The organism is Streptococcus caprae, assembly GCF_042649745.1.
GTDB lineage: Bacteria > Bacillota > Bacilli > Lactobacillales > Streptococcaceae > Streptococcus > Streptococcus caprae.
The window spans coordinates 46,655-66,242 of sequence record NZ_JBHRZV010000049.1; the positions used below are offsets into that span (position 1 = coordinate 46,655).

The window sequence follows — 19,588 nt, forward strand, 5'->3', positions numbered from 1 at the left end:
AGTATCAGGTATTGAAAATGGGATGGATTATTGCCCTTATTGTTATCACTCTTGTTGTTGTCTTTGTTATCGCGACTTATAATGGTCTCGTTAAGGCCCGTATGCAGAATCGTGAGGCTTGGAGTCAGATTGATGTTCAGCTCAAACGCCGGAACGACCTCATTCCCAACTTGATTGAAACCGTTAAGGGGTATAGCAAGTACGAAGGTGAGACCTTGGAAAAAATAGCAGAGCTTCGCGCTCAAGTCGCTAAGGCTAGCAGTCCGGCAGAAGCCATGCAGGCCAGTGATGCCTTGACTCAACAGGTGTCACGAATCTTTGCTGTGGCGGAAAACTACCCAGATCTCAAGGCCAATGCAAGCTTTGTTAAACTCCAGGATGAGTTGACCAACACAGAAAACAAGATTTCCTACTCTCGTCAGCTTTATAATTCAACAACTACCAACTACAACACCAAACTAGAAACCTTCCCAAGCAACATTATTGCAGGAGTCTTTGGTTTCAAGGCAACTGAGTTTCTTCAAGTTCCTGAAGAAGAAAAGGCTGTTCCAAAGGTACAATTCTAAGATGACCGTGAGGTGATCCTATGCTTTACCAACAAATTGCAAGCAATAAAAGACGGACGGTACTCTTAATCATTCTCTTTTTCCTACTTTTATCAGCCATCGGCTATGCCCTGGGCTATCTGTTAGCAGGTCAGGGGGACTTTGGAGTAATCATAGCTCTGATTATTGGTGGGATTTATGCGATTATCATGATTTTTCAATCGACTAGCGTTGTCATGTCCATGAACCATGCGCGCGAGGTTACCGAGGCAGAAGAGCCTGAGTTCTACCAGATCGTCGAGGACATGGCCATGGTCGCTCAGGTTCCTATGCCCAAGGTTTATGTCATCGACGATCCTGCCCTTAATGCCTTTGCGACAGGGTCCAGCCCTGATAAGGCAGCAGTTGCTGCGACGACCGGTATTTTACGGGTCATGAACCGTGAAGAGATGGAAGCCGTCATCGGCCATGAAATTAGTCACGTTCGCAACTACGATATTCGGATCTCAACGATTGCAGTGGCCTTGGCTAGTGCCGTCACCCTCCTATCCAGCCTTGGTGGACGCATGATGTGGTACGGCGGTGGGCGTCGTAGGCGCTCGGATGATCGAGACAGCGGTGTGGAAATGCTTATTCTAGTGTTCTCTTTGATTGCGGTGATGTTGGCGCCCTTGGCTGCTAGTCTGGTTCAACTGGCCATCTCTCGTCAGCGAGAGTACCTGGCAGACGCAGGTTCGGTGGAATTAACTCGCAACCCTCAAGGGATGATTAAGGCCCTGCGCAAACTTGAGGGTCAAGGCGCAATGAAGGAACCTGTTGATTCGGCCAGCGCAGCCCTCTACATCAATGAACCCACTAAAACCAAACGTGGTTTCCAAGAACTCTTCTACACCCACCCTAGTATTGCAGACCGTATTGCTAGGTTGGAAAGAATGTAAAACCAAACGATAAAAGCTACTGAATTAAAATAATTCGGTAGTTTTTTTACTTTCTCTCTTTTTTTAAGATAATTTATAGGATATCACGAAAAATCTATGACAATTCTAATCATTAGTGTATAATGGAATTAAAAAGTGAAAATTAGGAGGCGCATCGTGTTTTCAACTGCAGAGATCAAGAAAAAAACAGAAGGAATTGTCTTTGATGAAATTCTTAACGTTAAAGATGAACTTTGTCAGCGTGATTCTGAGATTATCGACATCAAAGATGTCAGGGCATCTGGCAAGGTGACTTATGAACAAGGCTTATATCTGCTCCAGTACAATTTGGCCTACAAGATAACTTTACCGTCATCACGTTCTATGGAGCCAGTTGAATTGGTTTTATCGGATGATATTATGGAACCTTTTATTGAGTCGGAGCATGTTCAGACGAATCAGGAGTTAATAGATACTGACTTGATTCTAGTACTTGAAGGTCAGACTATAAATTTACGCGAGAGTGTTATCGACAATATCCTTCTTAATATTCCTCTACGTGTTTTATCACCCGATGAAGAAGCGGATGATCAATTGCCTAGCGGAAAAGATTGGTCTGTTTTAACGCAAGAACAATACCAAACTCTACAAGAGGAAAAACATAAGGAAACGAACCCTTTTTCAGTTTTGGACGGATTATTTGATAACTAAAATAGTTTCATCCACCAAGAAAAATGAGAAAGAGAAAAATAAAAAATATATTTTATTCAAATAAAATAAGTAAAAAAACCTTGTAGAATAAGGAAAAGATGTTATAATTATAAAGAAACAGGGAAATGGACTTATTCAAAAATTAGAAGAATAGAGGTTTCTCTAATTTTTTTATAATAACAACTATTTTAAAATTGGAATACCAGACAATTCTGGACGAGGAAAAGAAATTAAATGGCTAAACGCATTTTAATTGTTGAGGATGAGAAAAACTTAGCGCGCTTCGTGTCACTGGAACTTCAGCATGAAGGCTATGAAGTTCACGTAGAAAATGATGGAAAGTCTGGCTTGGCTCAGGCGATGGAAAATGACTATGATCTTATTTTGCTAGACTTAATGTTGCCTGAGATGGATGGCTTTGAGGTTACCCGTCGTTTGCAAAATGAAAAAGATACCTACATTATTATGATGACGGCTCGCGATTCTGTTATGGACATTGTTGCAGGATTGGACCGTGGTGCAGATGGTTATATTATTAAGCCATTTGCCATCGAAGAATTGTTGGCGCGTGTACGGGCAGCTTTTAGACGGATAGATAGTGACATTGCTAAAGCGGCCCCAACAAGAAAAACGTCTTACCGAGATCTTTCTCTAGATGTTCAAAATCGAGGTGTTATTCGAGGAGATCAATTTATTCCACTGACCAAGAGAGAATTTGCGCTTCTCCAAGTCCTTATGTCTAACATGAATCAAGTTATGTCTCGCGAAGAACTTCTAAGTAAGGTTTGGAAGTATGTTGAGGATCCTGAAACCAATGTAGTTGATGTATACATTCGATATTTACGTGGAAAAATTGATATTCCTGGAAGGGAAAGCTACATCCAAACGGTTAGAGGTTTGGGTTACGTTATACGTGAGAAATAATGAAAAACGGGAAAATAGGAAGAAAAAATAGGCTTCTTAGCCGCATTATCATGACATCTTCCTTTATCTATCTTGTTATTTTCAGCTTGTTTTTGGTATTTGTCCATAGGGGAACCATGAAGTATTTACTTCTAGGTGAACAAAATCGGATTACTGATAATATCACACTGATTAAAGATAGATTAAGTGAGTCGGATGAGGTTCTCACAGTGGGGAGTATTACGAGTATCCTCTATAAGAATGCGACTACAGATACACTTGTTGATAATAATGGCTCTTATTATATTTTAAGGGCAGAGCGTGATATTACAAATATGCTCTATTCCAATCAAAAACTTTTTGTCTACGATCCAGACGGAGATCTGATTTTCACCTCGTCTGAAGATGCAGATAATCCTAAAATGACTGAACTTAATAAGATTGAGACAGTTCGGACAAAAAGCGATATGGTTTATGTTTTAACAGAAGCGGTTCAAGATAAGTCAGGTCAATTGATTGGGTATGTTCAGGTTTCACACGAGCTTACATATTATGATGAGATGCGTCAGAATCTCTCCTATGTCATTATTGCTATGGGAGTGGTAGCTCTGGTCCTTATTTTACTAATCACCATCTTTACTACACGGGAGTTTTTAAAACCGTTAATCCAATTTCAACAGATTATGGGTGAGATTACCCAAAACCCCAATTCTTTGGACCGTCGAACTAACTTAAAAACAAATGATGAAATCCAAGACTTGTCAGAAATGTTTGATGGGATGTTGGATAGATTAGAAGAGCATAATCAATTGCAGACACGTTTCGTTAGTGATATTAGTCATGAACTGAGAACTCCGGTTGCGGTGATCAAGGGACATTTGGGCCTTTTAAAGCGTTGGGGTAAAGATGACCCTGAGGTGCTTGAGGAATCGCTTGAGGCTTCCTATGAGGAGACTGAACGGATGTCACTGATGATTAACGACATGCTTGACACAATCCGTGTTCAGGGGAATCTTGAAGATCATTTGAGGGACACTGCTTTCCTCCCTGATTCTGTAAGGACAGTTGTTGGGAATTTTAAACTTTTACATCCTACTGCGACAATTAAAACAGTGATTGGTCAAGCTATTCCTATGGCAAAAATTTATAAAAATCATTTCGAGCAGATGCTGACCATCTTACTTGATAATGCCTTGAAATATTCGCCGAATCACCAAGAAATCGAAGTGTCTCTTACAAGGGTAGAGAATCAGATTGAATTGATTGTATCTGATCATGGTGAAGGGATTTCTGAGGACGATTTGAATCATATTTTTGAGCGATTCTATCGCACTGATTTATCTCGTAATCGTACGAGCACCAAATCTGGTTTAGGGATTGGATTGTCCATACTGAAGAAAATTTCAGATGCCTATGCTTGCAGTGTCTCTGTAGCCAGTCAACTTGGTCAGGGGACAACATTCAAGGTGTTGGTTCCAGTTGTAAGTGAAGAAGATTTAGTTTATTAGATGATATAGAGAATCTGGTAGAAAAAGTACCAGATTCTTTTGTTTTTCAAGAAAACTTGTGACAGGTAGCAGTTGGGGAAATCTCTGCTGAATTAGCTCAACTAGAGAGGTTCCTACCTGATTGGCTAGAAGAGGTTTAGCATTTATGAAGGATTGCTAAGTGAGTAGTATTTATTGGGGTTACTAAATTTTAAATTCCTAGAGTGAATTACTGATTTTTATCCCACTCTCTAGTTCTCTGTATTTTGCTTTGCTATGCTTGGAAGCGAGAAAGAGATTCTGAAAACATTTACACTTGGTTGAAGTCGGTTTTTCTTAAGCATTTGTGGTATAATGCATAAGTTAAAATAAAATCACAGACAGATAACAGAGGAAACCATGACGAATTTAAGAAATGATATCCGTAACGTTGCCATTATTGCCCACGTTGACCACGGAAAAACAACCCTTGTAGATGAATTATTGAAGCAATCCCAAACCCTTGATGAACGTGCTGAGTTGGCTGAACGTGCCATGGACTCAAACGACATCGAAAAAGAGCGTGGAATTACTATCCTTGCTAAGAACACAGCTGTTGCCTATAATGATGTTCGCATCAACATCATGGACACACCAGGCCACGCGGACTTTGGTGGAGAAGTTGAGCGTATCATGAAGATGGTTGACGGGGTAGTCCTTGTCGTGGATGCCTATGAAGGAACCATGCCACAGACCCGTTTCGTTTTGAAAAAAGCCCTAGAGCAAAACTTGACACCGATTGTCGTTGTTAACAAGATCGACAAGCCATCTGCTCGCCCTGAAGAAGTTGTGGATGAAGTCCTTGAACTTTTCATTGAACTCGGTGCAGATGATGATCAGCTTGAGTTCCCAGTGGTTTACGCGTCAGCCATTAACGGAACATCTTCATTGTCAGACAATCCAGCTGACCAAGAGAAGACCATGGCGCCAATCTTTGATACGATCATTGAGCATATCCCAGCACCAGTTGACAACTCTGATGAACCCCTTCAGTTCCAAGTATCCCTTCTTGACTACAACGATTTTGTTGGTCGTATCGGGATCGGTCGTATCTTCCGTGGAACTGTAAAAGTTGGTGATCAAGTAACCCTTTCTAAATTGGATGGAACAACTAAAAACTTCCGTGTTACTAAACTCTTTGGTTTCTTCGGACTTGAGCGCCGTGAAATCAAGGAAGCCAAGGCTGGTGACTTGATTGCCGTTTCAGGTATGGAAGACATCTTCGTTGGTGAAACGGTAACGCCTACGACTGCGGTTGAGCCCTTGCCAGTTCTTCGTATCGATGAGCCAACCCTCCAAATGACCTTCCTCGTCAACAACTCTCCGTTTGCAGGTCGTGAAGGGAAGTGGGTAACTTCTCGTAAGATTGAAGAACGTCTCATGGCAGAGCTTCAAACAGACGTTTCGCTCCGCATTGACCCAACGGATTCTCCTGATAAGTGGATCGTGTCAGGACGCGGAGAGCTCCACTTGTCTATCCTTATTGAGACCATGCGTCGTGAAGGATATGAGTTGCAAGTATCACGTCCAGAAGTTATCATCAAGGAAATTGACGGCGTGAAGATGGAGCCATTCGAGCGCGTGCAAATCGACACGCCTGAAGAATACCAAGGTGCGGTTATTCAATCCCTCTCTGAGCGTAAGGGGGAGATGTTGGACATGATTGCAACAGGAAACGGTCAGACGCGTCTGATTTTCCAAGCACCTGCCCGTGGTTTGATTGGATACCCAACTGAATTCCTGTCAATGACTCGTGGTTACGGTATCATGAACCATACCTTTGACCAATACCAACCGGTTATCAATGCAGAAATCGGTGGCCGTCACCGTGGAGCCCTTGTTTCTATCGACCAAGGTAAGGCTACAACCTACTCTATTATGCGTATTGAAGAGCGTGGAACGATTTTCGTTAACCCAGGTACAGAAGTCTATGAAGGGATGATTATCGGGGAAAATGCGCGTGAAAACGACCTCGGTGTCAACATTACGACTGCTAAACAAATGACCAACGTTCGTTCAGCAACCAAGGACCAAACAGCGGTTATCAAAACACCACGTATCCTGACCCTTGAAGAATCTCTTGAATTCCTCAATGACGATGAGTACATGGAAGTAACCCCTGAGTCAATCCGCCTCCGCAAGCAAATCCTCAATAAGGCTGAGCGCGACAAGGCAGCTAAAAAGAAAAAATCTGCCCTTGAAGGCTAAAATATAAGATGAACCAAGTCGATTCTTGAGCGATCAAGATTGGCTTGGTTTTTCTTTATCTCTTATAAAACGACAATATAATAAAAAAAGCGTGTTAACTACTGAAAAACAATTAATAGTTTGATAAAATAGACTTGTAAGCGATTTAATTATAAAGAGAGGGTGATTAATATGAAGAAAACTTTAGTGCTTATTCAAATGATTTGGTTTATTCTATCTCCTATCATCGCGCTTAAACTCGCAACCATGACCAGTGCAGTGGATAATTTATTCGTGGTGATGGTTATTCTCCTGACGGTGTCTCAATGGTTAGCGGTAAACTGTCTTGGAGAGTTAAGATTACTGGAATAAAATTAACACACTTTGGAGGTACATCCTGGAAAAATTTAGAGAATTGTTGAAAAGTAAGAAGTTTTGTGTTGCATTTTTATCTGGGATTACGACAGATTTTACCATTTAAACACTTTTGGTAATGCTCAAATAAAAGTGGTAAGGGGGCTGACTGATGTCAGTCCTTTTATTTGTGTTTCTCTGTTGCCCTTCTCATACCCATCTGTCTGATTTTATGGTAAAATAGGGTACGATATTAGAGAGAATGGATCTGTATATGAAGACGATTGAACAATTTAAAAATAAAAAGGTTTTGGTGCTCGGTTTGGCTCGTTCTGGGGAGTCTGCTGCTCGCTTGCTGGCTAAACTTGGGGCGATTGTAACCGTAAATGATGGTAAACCCTTTGAAGAAAATCCAGCGGCTCAAAAGCTCCTTGAGGACGGGATTAAGGTTATCTGTGGCAGCCATCCCTTGGAACTCTTGGATGAGAATTTTGAGCTCATGGTTAAAAATCCAGGTATCCCTTATAGCAATCCTATGGTTGAACGTGCGATTGAAAAAGGCATCCCTGTATGGACTGAGGTCGAGCTGGCCTATCTGATTTCAGAGGCTCCGATTGTGGCGATTACTGGTTCTAACGGAAAAACGACCACCACGACTATGATTGCAGAAGTCCTCAATGCGGCTGGCCGTAAGGCCCTCTTGTCTGGGAATATTGGATTTCCGGCCTCTGAGGTGGCCCAAACTGCCCAAGCTGAAGATACTCTAGTCATGGAATTGTCCTCCTTCCAGCTCATGGGAGTGGACGCCTTCAAGCCACATATTGCGGTTATTACCAATCTGATGCCGACCCATATCGACTATCATGGTGATTTTGAGGGCTATGTGGCGGCTAAGTGGAATTTACAAAACTACATGACGGCAGATGATTACCTGATTTTGAATGTCAATCAAGATTTGGCAAAAGAATTGGCTCAGAAAACTCAGGCAACAGTTGTTCCGTTCTCCACTGAAGAAGTCGTGGACGGAGCTTATTTGCAGGACGGCCTCCTTTACTTTAAAGGCGAAGCCATCATGGAGGCTGATGAAATCGGAGTGCCTGGTTCTCACAACGTGGAAAATGCCCTGGCGACGATTGCGGTGGCCAAGTTATCTGGCCTGCCAAATGAATCCATTCGTGAGACTTTGTCTAGCTTTGGCGGGGTTAAGCATCGCCTCCAAAAGGTCGGTGACCTTGATGGGGTGACCTTCTACAATGACTCTAAGTCAACCAATATCTTGGCCACCCAAAAGGCCTTGTCAGGTTTCGACAATAGCAAGGTCATCTTGATTGCGGGTGGACTTGATCGCGGAAATGAATTTGATGAATTGGTCCCTGACATTACAGGACTCAAGAAAATGGTCATTTTAGGACAATCTGCAGAGCGGGTCAAACGAGCAGCGGATAAGGCTGGTGTGACCTATGTGGATGCTAAGGATGTGGCAGATGCAACGCGTTTAGCTTTCGAGTTGGCTGAAGCAGGGGATGTGGTTCTTCTGAGTCCAGCTAATGCCAGCTGGGATATGTATGCTAACTTTGAAGTCCGTGGCGACGAATTTATTGCAACCTACGAGAGCCTAAAGGGCTAAGGACTAAAACCACGCAGGGCGTCGTCACGTCCGAAGACCTGTAACAAGTAAAGTAAGAAAGGAAATCTCATACTCATTCAAAATCTCCTTAGACAAGGCAGGTTGACCTAGGCATAAGAGAGTTAGACAAGGAAACCTAAGGACCTATAGTTTTGATTTTGGAAGAGTATCAGGTGGTCGCTGCAGTTGCAAGTCACCTCCTAGGGATCAATTATGGGAAAAAAGAAACGAATGGTATTTACAGGAGGAGGGACGGTTGGTCATGTGACCCTCAACCTTCTTCTAATGCCAAAATTTATTGAGGATGGCTGGGAGGTCCACTATATCGGTGACCGTCACGGTGTCGAATACCAGCAAATCATCAAGTCTGGGCTTGATGTCACCTTTCACGGGATTGCGACAGGGAAACTTCGTCGCTATTTCTCCTGGCAAAATATGCTGGACGTTTTTAAGGTAGCCTGGGGAGTCCTACAGTCCTTGTTTATCATGCTCCGCCTCCGACCTAAAGCTCTCTTCTCTAAGGGAGGCTTTGTATCTGTGCCACCTGTCATTGCGGGGCGCTTGACGGGAGTACCCGTCTATATTCATGAGTCCGACCTCTCTATGGGTTTGGCTAACAAGATTGCCTATCGTTTTGCGACCACTATGTACACGACCTTTGAGCAGGCTCACGGACTCACCAAAGCCAAGCATGTTGGTGCGGTGACCAAAGTTGGGAGTTCTCAAACTTATGATGAAGCAGAATTGGCGACCATTAAGGCTCAATTTGATGAGCAACTGCCAACCCTGCTCTTTATCGGTGGGTCAGCTGGGGCCAAGGTCTTTAATGACTTTATCACAGCCAATCCGGACTTGACGGACAGCTACAACCTCATCAACATCTCTGGAGATGCTAGCTTAAACACGCTGACACGCCACCTTTACCGTGTGGACTATGTGACCGGTCTTTACCAGCCCCTGATGGACTTGGCTGATGTGGTCATCACCCGCGGAGGTTCCAATACTATTTTTGAATTGTTGGCCATGGCAAAGCCCCATATCATTGTTCCCCTGGGGAAGGCAGCCAGTCGCGGTGACCAGCTGGAGAATGCGGCTTATTTTGAGAAAAAAGGCTACGCCAAACAAATCTCCGAGGAGAACTTAACCGCTCCGCTATTGCACCAAGAGGTCCAAGACCTCCTTACCCACAAAGAAACCTATATCACGACCATGTCTGCGAGTCAGGAAATTCAGACGCCTGAGGCTTTTTACGCCCTTTTGAACCAGGACATGGCCCAGTAAAAAGGAAAAGACATGCCTAAAAAAACAGACCAACCGCAGGAAACCAAACCGGAACTAACGGAATGGCAGAAGCGCAACCTTGAGTTTTTGCAGAAAAAGCAAGAGCGTGAGGAAGAAAAAAAACGCCTCGAAGAGGCAGAGAGAAAGCAAGCCCAGCTCCAAGCAGTCGCAGACCTAGAGACTGATCGTGAAGAAGGAACTTTTAAGGAGGAACCCAAAGATTCTGAACTCTCTGGTAAAGCTGAGGAGAAAAAAACGAAAAAATCCTGGCTCTCTCGTTGGCGAGCTACATCCAAAAAGGTAAATTTGACTTCTGTAAAATCACGAAAGGATTTTTTAAGGGGATTTGGTGTTGGCTTGCTCCTGTTAGCTTCGATTCTGACATTACTTTTGTCTATTTTCATGATTTCTCCTTACAGTACGACTAAGGTTGTCGCTGTCTCTGGAGAAAGTCAGGCAAAGGCTGCAGATATCAAGTCCTCTGCACGTATTTCAGATACTTCATATATTACAGATCTTATTTTTAATCCGATCCAGCATGAAAAAGCTGTTGTTGATGGTAATGTGTGGGTTAAATCTGCTAAGATTAGCTATAGTTTTCCAAATAAATTCATAATCAAGGTAACGGAGCATAACATTGTTGCCTATGCGGATACAGATGGTGCCTATACTCCCATTTTGGAAGATGGAAGTTTAGTGACGGGAACGAAGGTTGATAGCCTTCCTGATGGAGCTCTGGTCATCAATCTTACAGATGAAAAATATCTGAAGACTTTTCTCACAAAAATGACTAAGTTAGAATTGAGTCTAATCTCTGAGATCCAGACAATTGATTTAGCCAATTCAAAATCAACAACTGATTTACTCCTTGTGACAATGAAAGATGGGAATACAGTTCGAGTACCCTTGTCAGAATTAGATAAAAAATTACCCTACTACAATAAGATTTCTAAGAATTTGGTGGCACCTTCGATTGTTGATATGGAAGTTGGCATCTATACGACAAATGCAGCTATTGAAGAAGCTTTGGCGGCAAGTAAATCTAAAAAAACAGAAGACGAAGCTAGCGATACAACTTCCTCTGATGCTGAAACGTCCGTAGAGGAATCCGAAAGTGATGCGGATGCTTCCAGTGGCGTTGAGGAAGTAGAAAATACGGATACAACCGTCTTGGATGATTCGGTAAGTTCTGAAGAATAGTTTTTGGGGATCAAATAAGTATGTTGCAAGTGTGAGAGTTATTACAACAGTAGAAATTCTAAGATAAATAAACGATCTTTAGTTGTACGTAGCTTTCTTACCTTAGGGCGATTACAAAAAGCATAGCCAATTCCTGTTAATCACAGGTACTAGGCTATGCTTTTTAAATACTTTTTCCGGGCAGGAGGGTAATGGGCAATTTGTAGATGCCAGGCGGAACCTCTTGGCCGTTGATTTTTTTGAGGAGGAGTTCGACAGTCAGCTTGGCGATGTCACGTAAGGGTTGCTTAATGGTTGCTAACTGGGGAACATAATTTTCGATAAAGTTAGTGCCGTCATAGCCGATAACTTTGAGGTCTTGTGGAATAGTAAGGCCTTTAGTTTGAGCGATTTTCATGACCAACATGGCGGTCAAATCATCAGAGGCAAAGAGGGCATCAGGTTGTACTTCATCCAAGAGCTTGGTAATCTCCATCTCCTTACGAATAGCGGAAAAGTCACTAGAGAGATGAAAGACTGGAGCATCAGGAAAGACGGATGAAAAACCTAACTGACGATTTGAAGTCGGTGAGGAGGAATCGTCATTCCCAGAAATCATAATCGGTTTTTGACAGCCAGTTTGTTTAAGGGTCTGGGCAGCTAAAACCCCTCCAGCAAAGTTGTCTGAAGCGACGACGCTGATATCAGGAGCTAGATTACGGTCGAAGGAAATAATCGGGGCTCCGACGCGATTATAGTCAGAAATCCCTAAGTTATGACTGCCTGAGATAATGCCGTCAACCTGGTTGGCTGTCAGCATTTCCAGGTATTCCCGTTCCTTGGCAGAATCCTGTTGGCTATTACAGATAATCGTTTTATAGCCCTGGTTGAAGAGTTCCTGTTCCAGATACTCAATCAACTCAGCGTAGAAGATATGGCTAATATTAGGGAAAATGAGGCCAATCAGCTGGGGGGACTTGCCCTGGAGGCCACGAGCTAGGGTGTTGGGTTTGTAACCCAGTTCCTGCATGGCATCCTTAACTTTTTTGATGGTTTTCTCAGAGAGGTAGCCTTTTTTGTTGATGACACGGGAGACGGTCGTTGGACTGACACCGGCTAACTCAGCAACGTCTGTTAATTTAGTAACCATTAGTTTTTCAATTCAAAGTAATGCCCAGTGATGAGGCCTTCTTTAACCAGGATACCGCTTTGGTCGGCATCTGGGAAGACACGACTGGTGAAGACTTTTTCTCCTTGATTGATGAAGATTTCAACGATGGAATTGTCGACAAAGATACGGGCGTCCACGGAGCCAGGAGCAACCGTACAGGTTCGGCTTGTTCCAAACTCTGTCGCATACTGTTCGCCAGCCTGTGAACGATCCAAGGTAATGTGACCTGTTTGGGTATTGACTGTAAGACTTAAACCTTGTCCGTTATGACCAGCGTAGAGAACCAAGGTTGAGGTCATATCAGCTGCAAAAGTGACATTGAGCTCGTAGCAGTTTAAGGTCGTTCCTTTATTTTCAAAGGGTTCATCAGACTGTCTTAGGTCAGCCATGGCTGAAACTGGCCACTGGTAGAGCTTGCCGTCCTTGATGGACAATTCTTTGACCAGACTCATTGCGCCTTGGTAATCGTAGCGATCGGTTGGGTAGTCCACGTCAGGCAGACCAATCCAGCTGACGATGAGGGCGCGTCCATCAGGAGTGTTGAAACCTTGGGTTGCGTAGGCCTCAAAACCGTAGTCTAGGTTTTGGATGGCAGAGGCATCAACTAAGCTTGCTGTTTCAGGGGCAAAGCGCTCTGCTATTTTATAAGTATTTGGATAGATATTGTCGTAGGCGAGTTCGGCCTTGTCCAGCCCTTGGGGACTGTAAAGGAGAACGGGTTTACCGTCGACAAAGACCAGGTTAGGGCACTCGATCATGTACTCGCTACCAGTGCCACCAAAGTCAAGGTTGCCAAGTTCTGCCCATGAGGTCACTTCGCGGTTAGTAGCCTTGTAGAGCTTGATGAAGCCGGATTTATCATGGTTTTGAGCACCGACGATGGCATAAAAATCATTATTGTACTCAAAAATTTGAGGGTCACGGAAGTGCTCCGTCGCATCTGTTGCCGGCGCGATGAGGACATCCTTCATCTTTTCAATCTTGCCATCCTTGTCCATCCAGGCTCCGATTTGCAAAGGTGTACGGACCCAATTTTCATCGCGGACATTGCCGGTGTAGAAGAGGAAGAGCTTGTCATCTACCTCGTAGGCTGAGCCAGAGTAGGCCCCGTGACTGTCATGCGGATGGTCTGGCAGGAGTTTAACCCCTGTTTCTGTAAAGTGGACTAGGTCAGTAGATGTAGTGTGGACCCATTGCTTGAGACCGTGGGCTGCTCCGAAAGGCCAGTTCTGATAGAAAAGATGGTACTTGCCATCGAAATAAGAGAAACCGTTAGGATCGTTAAGCAGGCCAGTGCGGGGCTCGATGTGGTAGCTAGCCTTCCAAGGAGACTTGGCCATGTTTTCTTCGATAGCTTGCTTTTCTTGGTCTGTCCAATCGGCGTAGGCCCGGTAGCGGACTTCTGTAGGTAAATTCATAGGGATGTTATTGAGGAGCTCTGCTATGGAAGCAAAAAGACCCCTCATCCTTTCTTTATGTCAAATATGTCACTTATCATATTAAACGTTTTCATACGAAAAATCAACGATTTCACGTTAAAAAATAAAAAAACTGCAAAACGCTTGACATATTTTTGAAAAATAGATAAAATAGATAGCGTAATGAAAGTGAAACGCTTTCAAGCAAAAAAGAAATTTAAAAGGAGAGTTTTTGCAAATGACTAACACAGAAATTGCAAAAAAAGTCATCGACGCCCTCGGTGGACGTGAAAACGTTCGTAGCGTAGCCCACTGTGCGACTCGCTTGCGTGTCATGGTTAAAGATGAAGCGAAAATCGATAAGAATACTATCGAGAACCTCGAGAAAGTCCAAGGTGCTTTCTTTAACTCAGGTCAATACCAAATCATCTTTGGTACTGGTACTGTTAATAAGATGTACGACGAAGTTGTCGCTCTTGGCTTGCCAACATCTTCTAAGGATGAAATGAAAGCTGAAGCTGCACAACAAGGGAACTGGTTCCAACGTGCTATCCGTACTTTCGGTGACGTTTTCGTTCCAATCATTCCAGTTATCGTAGCGACTGGTCTTTTCATGGGTCTTCGTGGTTTGCTCGGTGCTCTTGGTTACACCTTGCCAGATGACTTGAACACTTACTCAGGTATCTTGACAGATACAGCCTTCATCATCTTGCCAGGTCTTGTGGTTTGGTCAACTTTCCGTGTATTCGGTGGTAACCCAGCCGTAGGTATCGTTCTTGGTATGATGTTGGTATCTGGTTCATTGCCAAACGCTTGGGCTGTTGCTTCAGGTGGTGATGTTACTGCACAAACATTCTTCGGTTTCATTCCAGTCGTTGGTTTGCAAGGTTCTGTTTTGCCAGCCTTTGTAATCGGTCTTCTTGGTGCTAAGTTTGAAAAAGCTGTGCGCAAGGTTGTTCCTGATGTTCTTGACCTCTTGGTAACACCATTTGTAACCCTTTTGGTCATGTCAATACTTGGACTCTTCGTGATTGGTCCAGTCTTCCACGTGGTTGAAAACTACATCTTGGCTGGTACAAAAGCGATTCTTGCCTTGCCATTTGGTCTTGCTGGTCTTATCATCGGTGGTGTTCACCAACTTATCGTGGTTTCAGGGGTTCACCATATCTTCAACTTGCTTGAAATCCAACTCTTGGCTAGCGATAAAGCTAACCCATTCAACGCCATCATCACTGCAGCTATGACTGCTCAAGGTGCTGCAACTGTAGCCGTTGGTGTGAAAACTAAAGATGCCAAATTGAAAGCTCTTGCTTTCCCAGCTGCCCTTTCTGCCTTCCTCGGTATTACTGAGCCTGCAATCTTCGGGGTTAACTTGCGTTTCCGTAAGCCATTCTTCCTCTCACTTGCTGCTGGTGCTGTAGGTGGAGCTCTTGCTTCAATCCTTGGTCTTGCTGCAACTGGTTCAGGTATTACAATCATTCCTGGTACTATGCTTTACCTTAACGGTCAATTGCCACAATACCTCCTCATGGTAGCTGTGTCATTCGCCCTCGGTTTTGCTTTGACTTACTTCTTCGGTTACGAAGATGAAACAAAAGCTGAAGCTGCTGAAACAAGCCATTTGGTTTCTGAAGCAACTGAAGGCACTGTTAAAACTCAACCTGCAGTTTCTGCAGCACCAGCTACGCCTGCTTCTAAAGAAGAAACAATCGTTTCTCCACTTGCAGGTACTGCAGTAGCCCTTACTTCTGTCTCAGATCCAGTTTTTGCTTCTGAAGCTATGGGTAAAGGGATTGCGATTAAACCAACTGAAAACACTGTTTACGCTCCAGCTGACGGTGTCGTTACGATCGCCTTTGAAACTGGCCATGCATACGGTATCAAGACTGATGCAGGTGCTGAAATCCTCATCCACATCGGTATTGACACTGTGTCAATGGACGGTAATGGTTTTGACCAAAAAGTTAAGGCTGACCAACGTGTGAAAGCTGGCGATGTTCTTGGAACATTTGATGCTGCGAAAATTGCAGCTGCTGGTCTCGATGACACAACTATGGTTATCGTTACCAACACAGCAGACTACGCTGAAGTAACACCAGTTGCTGAAGGTGCTGTTGCAGTCGGTGCGAACTTGATTAATGTGAAATAATCTATTTTGTGAAGGGGAAGGTAACTTCCTCTTTTCTCTACGCCAATAGCAGAGCTAGTAAAAATCATGATTTTAAAGAGTTTGGCTTTTCAGAAATCAGCTTTTCTGCTAGAATTGATAGAGGATTAGCTGAAGAGTAAGGATGAAAATCAATCATTCTTATCATAGATACTTTGGTGCTCTCTCAGCCAACATTTTATAGGAAATTTGAGGATTTTAAGATGTCAAAACTTTATGGAAGCCTAGAAGCTGGCGGGACTAAATTTATCTGTGCGGTCGGGAATGAAAATTTTGAAGTGGTAGAACGTGTGCAATTTCCAACGACGACACCTGATGAAACCATTGCTCAAACGGTTGCTTTCTTTGCTAAATTTGAAAACTTAGCTGCTATTGCGGTGGGTTCTTTCGGTCCTATCGATATTGATCCGCATTCCGAGACCTATGGTTATGTAACGACTACTCCAAAACCTTACTGGTCTAATGCAGATTTGATTGGTCCTATGGAACAAGCGCTGAATGTACCGATCTACTTCACAACAGACGTAAACTCTTCTGCCTATGGTGAAGCCATTGCCCGTCCTGGTATCGAAGATGTGGTTTACTACACGATCGGAACAGGTATCGGAGCGGGTGCCTACCTCAATGGTGAATTTATCGGGTCTATTGGACATACGGAAATGGGGCATACCTATGTAGCGAAACATCCTGGCGATGCAGACTTCGATGGCGTTTGTCCTTTCCACAAGGGTTGCTTAGAAGGTCTCGCTGCGGGTCCATCCCTGGAAGCTCGTACAGGCATTCGTGGGGAAAACATTGGCTTTGATTCTGATGTTTGGGACAAGCAAGCCTACTATATCGCCCAGGCTGCCATCCAAGCCACTATGATGTTCCGTCCAGAAGTCATCGTCTTTGGTGGTGGGGTTATGGCTCAGGACCACATGCTCAAGCGGGTGCGTGACTACTTTACAGACTTGCTCAATGGCTATCTGCCTGTGCCAGACGTCGAGGACTACATCGTCACTCCTGCGGTAGCTGGCAATGGCTCAGCGACGCTTGGAAACTTTGCCCTGGCTAAAAAATTAGTTCGCTAATCAAACATGAAAAGACTCCTGTCCAAATTCAGACAGGAGTCTTTGTCTATTCATACTCTTTCAAAATCAAAACCAGATGTTCGTAGGTTTCAATACTGAACTCTCTTTGTCAGCATCGATCTGCTTCGTCTCATTAGATTTTGAGTGAGTCTCAAATGAGCCTTTGCGGGCTTGAACTCAAAGGAGATTAAGCATGTTTGGCCAGCCATTCAGTAGCTAAGTAGGCAAAGCTTGCGACTCCAATCGGCATCATGTCTTCTCCAAAGACGACCTTAGGATGGTGGACAGGGTGGAGGTCGTTGGCGGTTGGGTCATAAGGATTACAGAGGTTGAAGAAGAAGGCTGGAACCTGGTTGGCGTAGTAGGCGAAGTCTTCGGAGGCCAACTGTGGTGAGAAGGGGAGGATAGGCAGGTTCTCTGGCAGTTTATCCTTGAGGATGTCGACAGCTTTAGTCGTTAAATCTTCATTATTGTGCAGGACCGGGCAGTCCGCAATAAATTCGAACTCTGCCTGTCCACGATAGGTTTCAACGATAGAACTTGCCAGTTGAGGTAAGCGGTCACGTAGGTAGGCTCTGCTATTTTCCGAAAGAGTCCGAGCTGTGCCTTCAAGGACGACCTCGTCTGGGATAATGTTCATGGCGCCCAACCCCTCAAAGCGTCCAATAGTAACGGCGGCATTTTGGTCTAAGCCGAGCTCACGGGCTGGGATGGCAGTGAGACCGTTAACGACCTGGGAACCGATGTAAACAGGGTCGATACCCAAATGGGGCATGGCTCCGTGCGTACCGCTTCCCTTAATTCGGATGCGGAAGTTGAGGGCTGAAGACATGGCAGGTCCAGGGCGATAAATGATTCCTTGGAGAGGGGCATTGGGAGCAACGTGCAGACCAAAGGCAGCATCAACCTTAGGATTCTCTAAGATACCTGCTTCCAACATGGCCTTGCCCCCAATGAGAAGTTCTTCAGCGGGCTGAAAGATGAATTTAACGTAGCCTTGCAGTTGGTCTTCGTTGGCTTTCAGGAGCTTGGCGACAGCCAGCAAGATGCTGGTGTGCATGTCATGGCCACAGGTGTGGCTATAATCATTTGTGGAGCTAAATTCGAGGCCTGATTGTTCGACAATGGGCAGGGCGTCCATGTCTGCACGCAACAGTACAGTTTTGCCGCCTGGTTTACCGATGAGGGCAGTAATGCCGTGGTCACCGATGTCGTGTGGCTCAAGTCCATATTCGGTTAACTTGTCTTTGACGAAGGCAACCGTCTTTGGTAAGTCAAATCCCAACTCAGGATTGCGGTGCAAGTGGCGTCGGTTGGCTACCATCTCATTGTATAATGCTCGCGCGTCTTCTAAATAGGTCATGGTTTTCCTCCTTAGTAAGCTGGATTTTTTCCTTAAAAAGATGAAACTTTTTATCGGACTAGTTTACAACGTTTAATCATAATTACTTGTAAGATTAGTATAGCATAGTTTTCTAAAGAACAATCTGATTACAGAGGCACTACCTCATGATTAAATGTTTAACCCAGATTTTTACTATGGACGAGGTAGAAAAAACGGTGCTTTCTTTTCTAGGGAGTGTCTTTTAATTCCTAATTGATTGGGTTTGCCTTCAGTTGATGGTTTAAAAGGGGCGCTAAGTGCTTGGGTATTAGGGTTATGGTTTTTTCAAAAAAATACAATGTTTTAGGGATAAGTGTGGGTAAAAAATAATTAGAGGATTACTATTTTAGTTTGCCCCTCAAAAAAATGAACATTTCTTGTTCCTTGTTTTCAAGCGATCAGATCGTCAGGCCAAACGCATGAAACAGCTATTTCCGAACTATGGTACAGTTTGAAGTAGGCAATTTCAACGGTTTTCCTATAGAGAAATTAGAAAATATAAAAGAATTATTGTGAAATTCCTGAACGCTGGCTAAATTTCAAGTCTAAGTTAGGCATTTAGTAAAAATTGTCTAGGAGATAAATAGTTCAAACATTTCTTTGGATAGTTGTTAATCCAATTTTCGATGAAGGGGACCATTCTTATAGTCGTTTTCTTTGTGCCTTTTGGCAACCATCGTCTAATGAGTCTGTTATGGTTCTCGTTGGTTCCTCTTTCCCAAGAGGCGTAAGGGTGGGCATAATAGATGCACTCAGGATCAAAGACATCTGCCAAGCGACTAAATTCTGTCCCGTTATCCGCTGTGATTGAGTTGATGTGATAGTTTTGAAGAATCCCTTTCAAAGCTTGATTGACTGAGGTCGCTGATTTGTCAGGAATGAGACGAATGATTTGAAAGCGACTCTTCCTGTCTGTCAGAGTCAATAAGCACTCGTTTTTAGCTCGCGTCTGAATAACGGTATCAATTTCATAATCGCCTATATTTTTACGGTTATTGATACTCTCTGGTCGCTCGTCAATGGATTTTCCAGCAGGCTTAAAGTTTGGACTAGCTTGCTTTTTCTCTGCTTTGCTTTTGCGTGGATAAAGCATCTCAGATGGTGCAATCCCCAAATGTCCGTGGTGAATCCAGTAGTAGATGGTG

The 19,588-nt window shown here is 43.8% G+C and carries 16 protein-coding genes; 12 read left to right on the forward strand and 4 right to left on the reverse strand.

The window, feature by feature from the left end:
- Positions 1–17 precede the first annotated feature (17 nt).
- From ACFORF_RS06515 to ACFORF_RS06560, 10 genes are all read left to right on the forward strand, one after another.
- Complete coding sequence (locus ACFORF_RS06515; RefSeq protein WP_380426571.1) at positions 18–566, forward strand: LemA family protein; 549 nt, start codon at positions 18–20, stop codon at positions 564–566.
- Positions 567–586: 20 nt separating this feature from the next.
- Positions 587–1,483: a zinc metalloprotease HtpX gene (htpX, locus tag ACFORF_RS06520; protein WP_380426573.1), complete on the forward strand. Its 897-nt coding sequence runs from the start codon at positions 587–589 to the stop codon at positions 1,481–1,483.
- Positions 1,484–1,639: 156 nt separating this feature from the next.
- Positions 1,640–2,173, forward strand: a complete 534-nt coding sequence (locus ACFORF_RS06525) for a YceD family protein (RefSeq protein WP_380426575.1) — start codon at positions 1,640–1,642, stop codon at positions 2,171–2,173.
- A gap of 234 nt (positions 2,174–2,407) precedes the next feature.
- Positions 2,408–3,097 (forward strand): response regulator transcription factor, encoded by a 690-nt coding sequence (locus ACFORF_RS06530; RefSeq protein ID WP_380426577.1) that lies wholly within the window; start codon positions 2,408–2,410, stop codon positions 3,095–3,097.
- A 116-nt stretch (positions 3,098–3,213) separates the two neighbouring features.
- On the forward strand, positions 3,214–4,584 hold the full coding sequence (locus ACFORF_RS06535) for a HAMP domain-containing sensor histidine kinase (protein ID WP_380426579.1): 1,371 nt from the start codon (positions 3,214–3,216) through the stop codon (positions 4,582–4,584).
- Positions 4,585–4,962: 378 nt separating this feature from the next.
- Positions 4,963–6,810, forward strand: a complete 1,848-nt coding sequence (gene typA, locus ACFORF_RS06540) for a translational GTPase TypA (protein WP_380426581.1) — start codon at positions 4,963–4,965, stop codon at positions 6,808–6,810.
- Positions 6,811–6,981: 171 nt separating this feature from the next.
- Positions 6,982–7,161 (forward strand): hypothetical protein, encoded by a 180-nt coding sequence (locus ACFORF_RS06545; RefSeq protein WP_380426583.1) that lies wholly within the window; start codon positions 6,982–6,984, stop codon positions 7,159–7,161.
- A 256-nt stretch (positions 7,162–7,417) separates the two neighbouring features.
- A complete protein-coding gene (murD, locus tag ACFORF_RS06550; RefSeq protein WP_380426585.1) occupies positions 7,418–8,770 on the forward strand; it encodes a UDP-N-acetylmuramoyl-L-alanine--D-glutamate ligase in 1,353 nt (450 codons plus the stop codon).
- A gap of 213 nt (positions 8,771–8,983) precedes the next feature.
- Complete coding sequence (locus tag ACFORF_RS06555) at positions 8,984–10,051, forward strand: UDP-N-acetylglucosamine--N-acetylmuramyl-(pentapeptide) pyrophosphoryl-undecaprenol N-acetylglucosamine transferase (RefSeq protein WP_380426587.1); 1,068 nt, start codon at positions 8,984–8,986, stop codon at positions 10,049–10,051.
- A gap of 12 nt (positions 10,052–10,063) precedes the next feature.
- Positions 10,064–11,251, forward strand: a complete 1,188-nt coding sequence (locus ACFORF_RS06560; RefSeq protein WP_380426589.1) for a cell division protein FtsQ/DivIB — start codon at positions 10,064–10,066, stop codon at positions 11,249–11,251.
- Positions 11,252–11,414: 163 nt separating this feature from the next.
- On the opposite strand, the gene ACFORF_RS06565 is transcribed toward ACFORF_RS06560, so the two are convergent.
- A complete protein-coding gene (locus tag ACFORF_RS06565; RefSeq protein WP_380426591.1) occupies positions 11,415–12,380 on the reverse strand; it encodes a LacI family DNA-binding transcriptional regulator in 966 nt (321 codons plus the stop codon).
- The gene (locus ACFORF_RS06570) at positions 12,380–13,819 is read right to left on the reverse strand and encodes a sucrose-6-phosphate hydrolase (RefSeq protein ID WP_380426593.1); all 1,440 of its coding nucleotides are present in this window, start codon (positions 13,817–13,819) and stop codon (positions 12,380–12,382) included. The genes ACFORF_RS06565 and ACFORF_RS06570 overlap by 1 nt, the downstream gene beginning before the upstream one ends.
- A 238-nt stretch (positions 13,820–14,057) precedes the next feature.
- Between ACFORF_RS06570 and ACFORF_RS06575 the strand changes: the two genes are divergently transcribed.
- Positions 14,058–15,968, forward strand: coding sequence for a sucrose-specific PTS transporter subunit IIBC (locus ACFORF_RS06575; protein ID WP_380426595.1), 1,911 nt, complete (start codon positions 14,058–14,060; stop codon positions 15,966–15,968).
- A gap of 221 nt (positions 15,969–16,189) precedes the next feature.
- Positions 16,190–17,059 carry a fructokinase ScrK gene (scrK, locus tag ACFORF_RS06580; RefSeq protein ID WP_380426597.1) on the forward strand — a complete coding sequence of 290 codons (870 nt, stop codon included), beginning with the start codon at positions 16,190–16,192 and terminating at the stop codon, positions 17,057–17,059.
- Positions 17,060–17,246: 187 nt separating this feature from the next.
- On the opposite strand, the gene ACFORF_RS06585 is transcribed toward scrK, so the two are convergent.
- On the reverse strand, positions 17,247–18,422 hold the full coding sequence (locus ACFORF_RS06585; protein ID WP_380426599.1) for a M20 metallopeptidase family protein: 1,176 nt from the start codon (positions 18,420–18,422) through the stop codon (positions 17,247–17,249).
- Positions 18,423–18,993: 571 nt separating this feature from the next.
- Positions 18,994–19,588: IS30 family transposase (locus ACFORF_RS06590; RefSeq protein WP_380426601.1), on the reverse strand; the 595-nt coding region annotated here is incomplete at its 5' end.

Coding starts and splice junctions, on each gene's coding strand:
- ACFORF_RS06515 (WP_380426571.1), top strand. CDS start 18: ATGGGATGGATTATTGCCCTTATTGTTATCACTCTTGTTGTTGTCTTT.
- htpX (WP_380426573.1), top strand. CDS start 587: ATGCTTTACCAACAAATTGCAAGCAATAAAAGACGGACGGTACTCTTA.
- ACFORF_RS06530 (WP_380426577.1), top strand. CDS start 2,408: ATGGCTAAACGCATTTTAATTGTTGAGGATGAGAAAAACTTAGCGCGC.
- ACFORF_RS06535 (WP_380426579.1), top strand. CDS start 3,214: ATGAAGTATTTACTTCTAGGTGAACAAAATCGGATTACTGATAATATC.
- typA (WP_380426581.1), top strand. CDS start 4,963: ATGACGAATTTAAGAAATGATATCCGTAACGTTGCCATTATTGCCCAC.
- ACFORF_RS06545 (WP_380426583.1), top strand. CDS start 6,982: ATGAAGAAAACTTTAGTGCTTATTCAAATGATTTGGTTTATTCTATCT.
- murD (WP_380426585.1), top strand. CDS start 7,418: ATGAAGACGATTGAACAATTTAAAAATAAAAAGGTTTTGGTGCTCGGT.
- ACFORF_RS06555 (WP_380426587.1), top strand. CDS start 8,984: ATGGGAAAAAAGAAACGAATGGTATTTACAGGAGGAGGGACGGTTGGT.
- ACFORF_RS06560 (WP_380426589.1), top strand. CDS start 10,064: ATGCCTAAAAAAACAGACCAACCGCAGGAAACCAAACCGGAACTAACG.
- ACFORF_RS06565 (WP_380426591.1), bottom strand. CDS start 12,380: ATGGTTACTAAATTAACAGACGTTGCTGAGTTAGCCGGTGTCAGTCCA.
- ACFORF_RS06570 (WP_380426593.1), bottom strand. CDS start 13,819: ATGAATTTACCTACAGAAGTCCGCTACCGGGCCTACGCCGATTGGACA.
- ACFORF_RS06575 (WP_380426595.1), top strand. CDS start 14,058: ATGACTAACACAGAAATTGCAAAAAAAGTCATCGACGCCCTCGGTGGA.
- scrK (WP_380426597.1), top strand. CDS start 16,190: ATGTCAAAACTTTATGGAAGCCTAGAAGCTGGCGGGACTAAATTTATC.
- ACFORF_RS06585 (WP_380426599.1), bottom strand. CDS start 18,422: ATGACCTATTTAGAAGACGCGCGAGCATTATACAATGAGATGGTAGCC.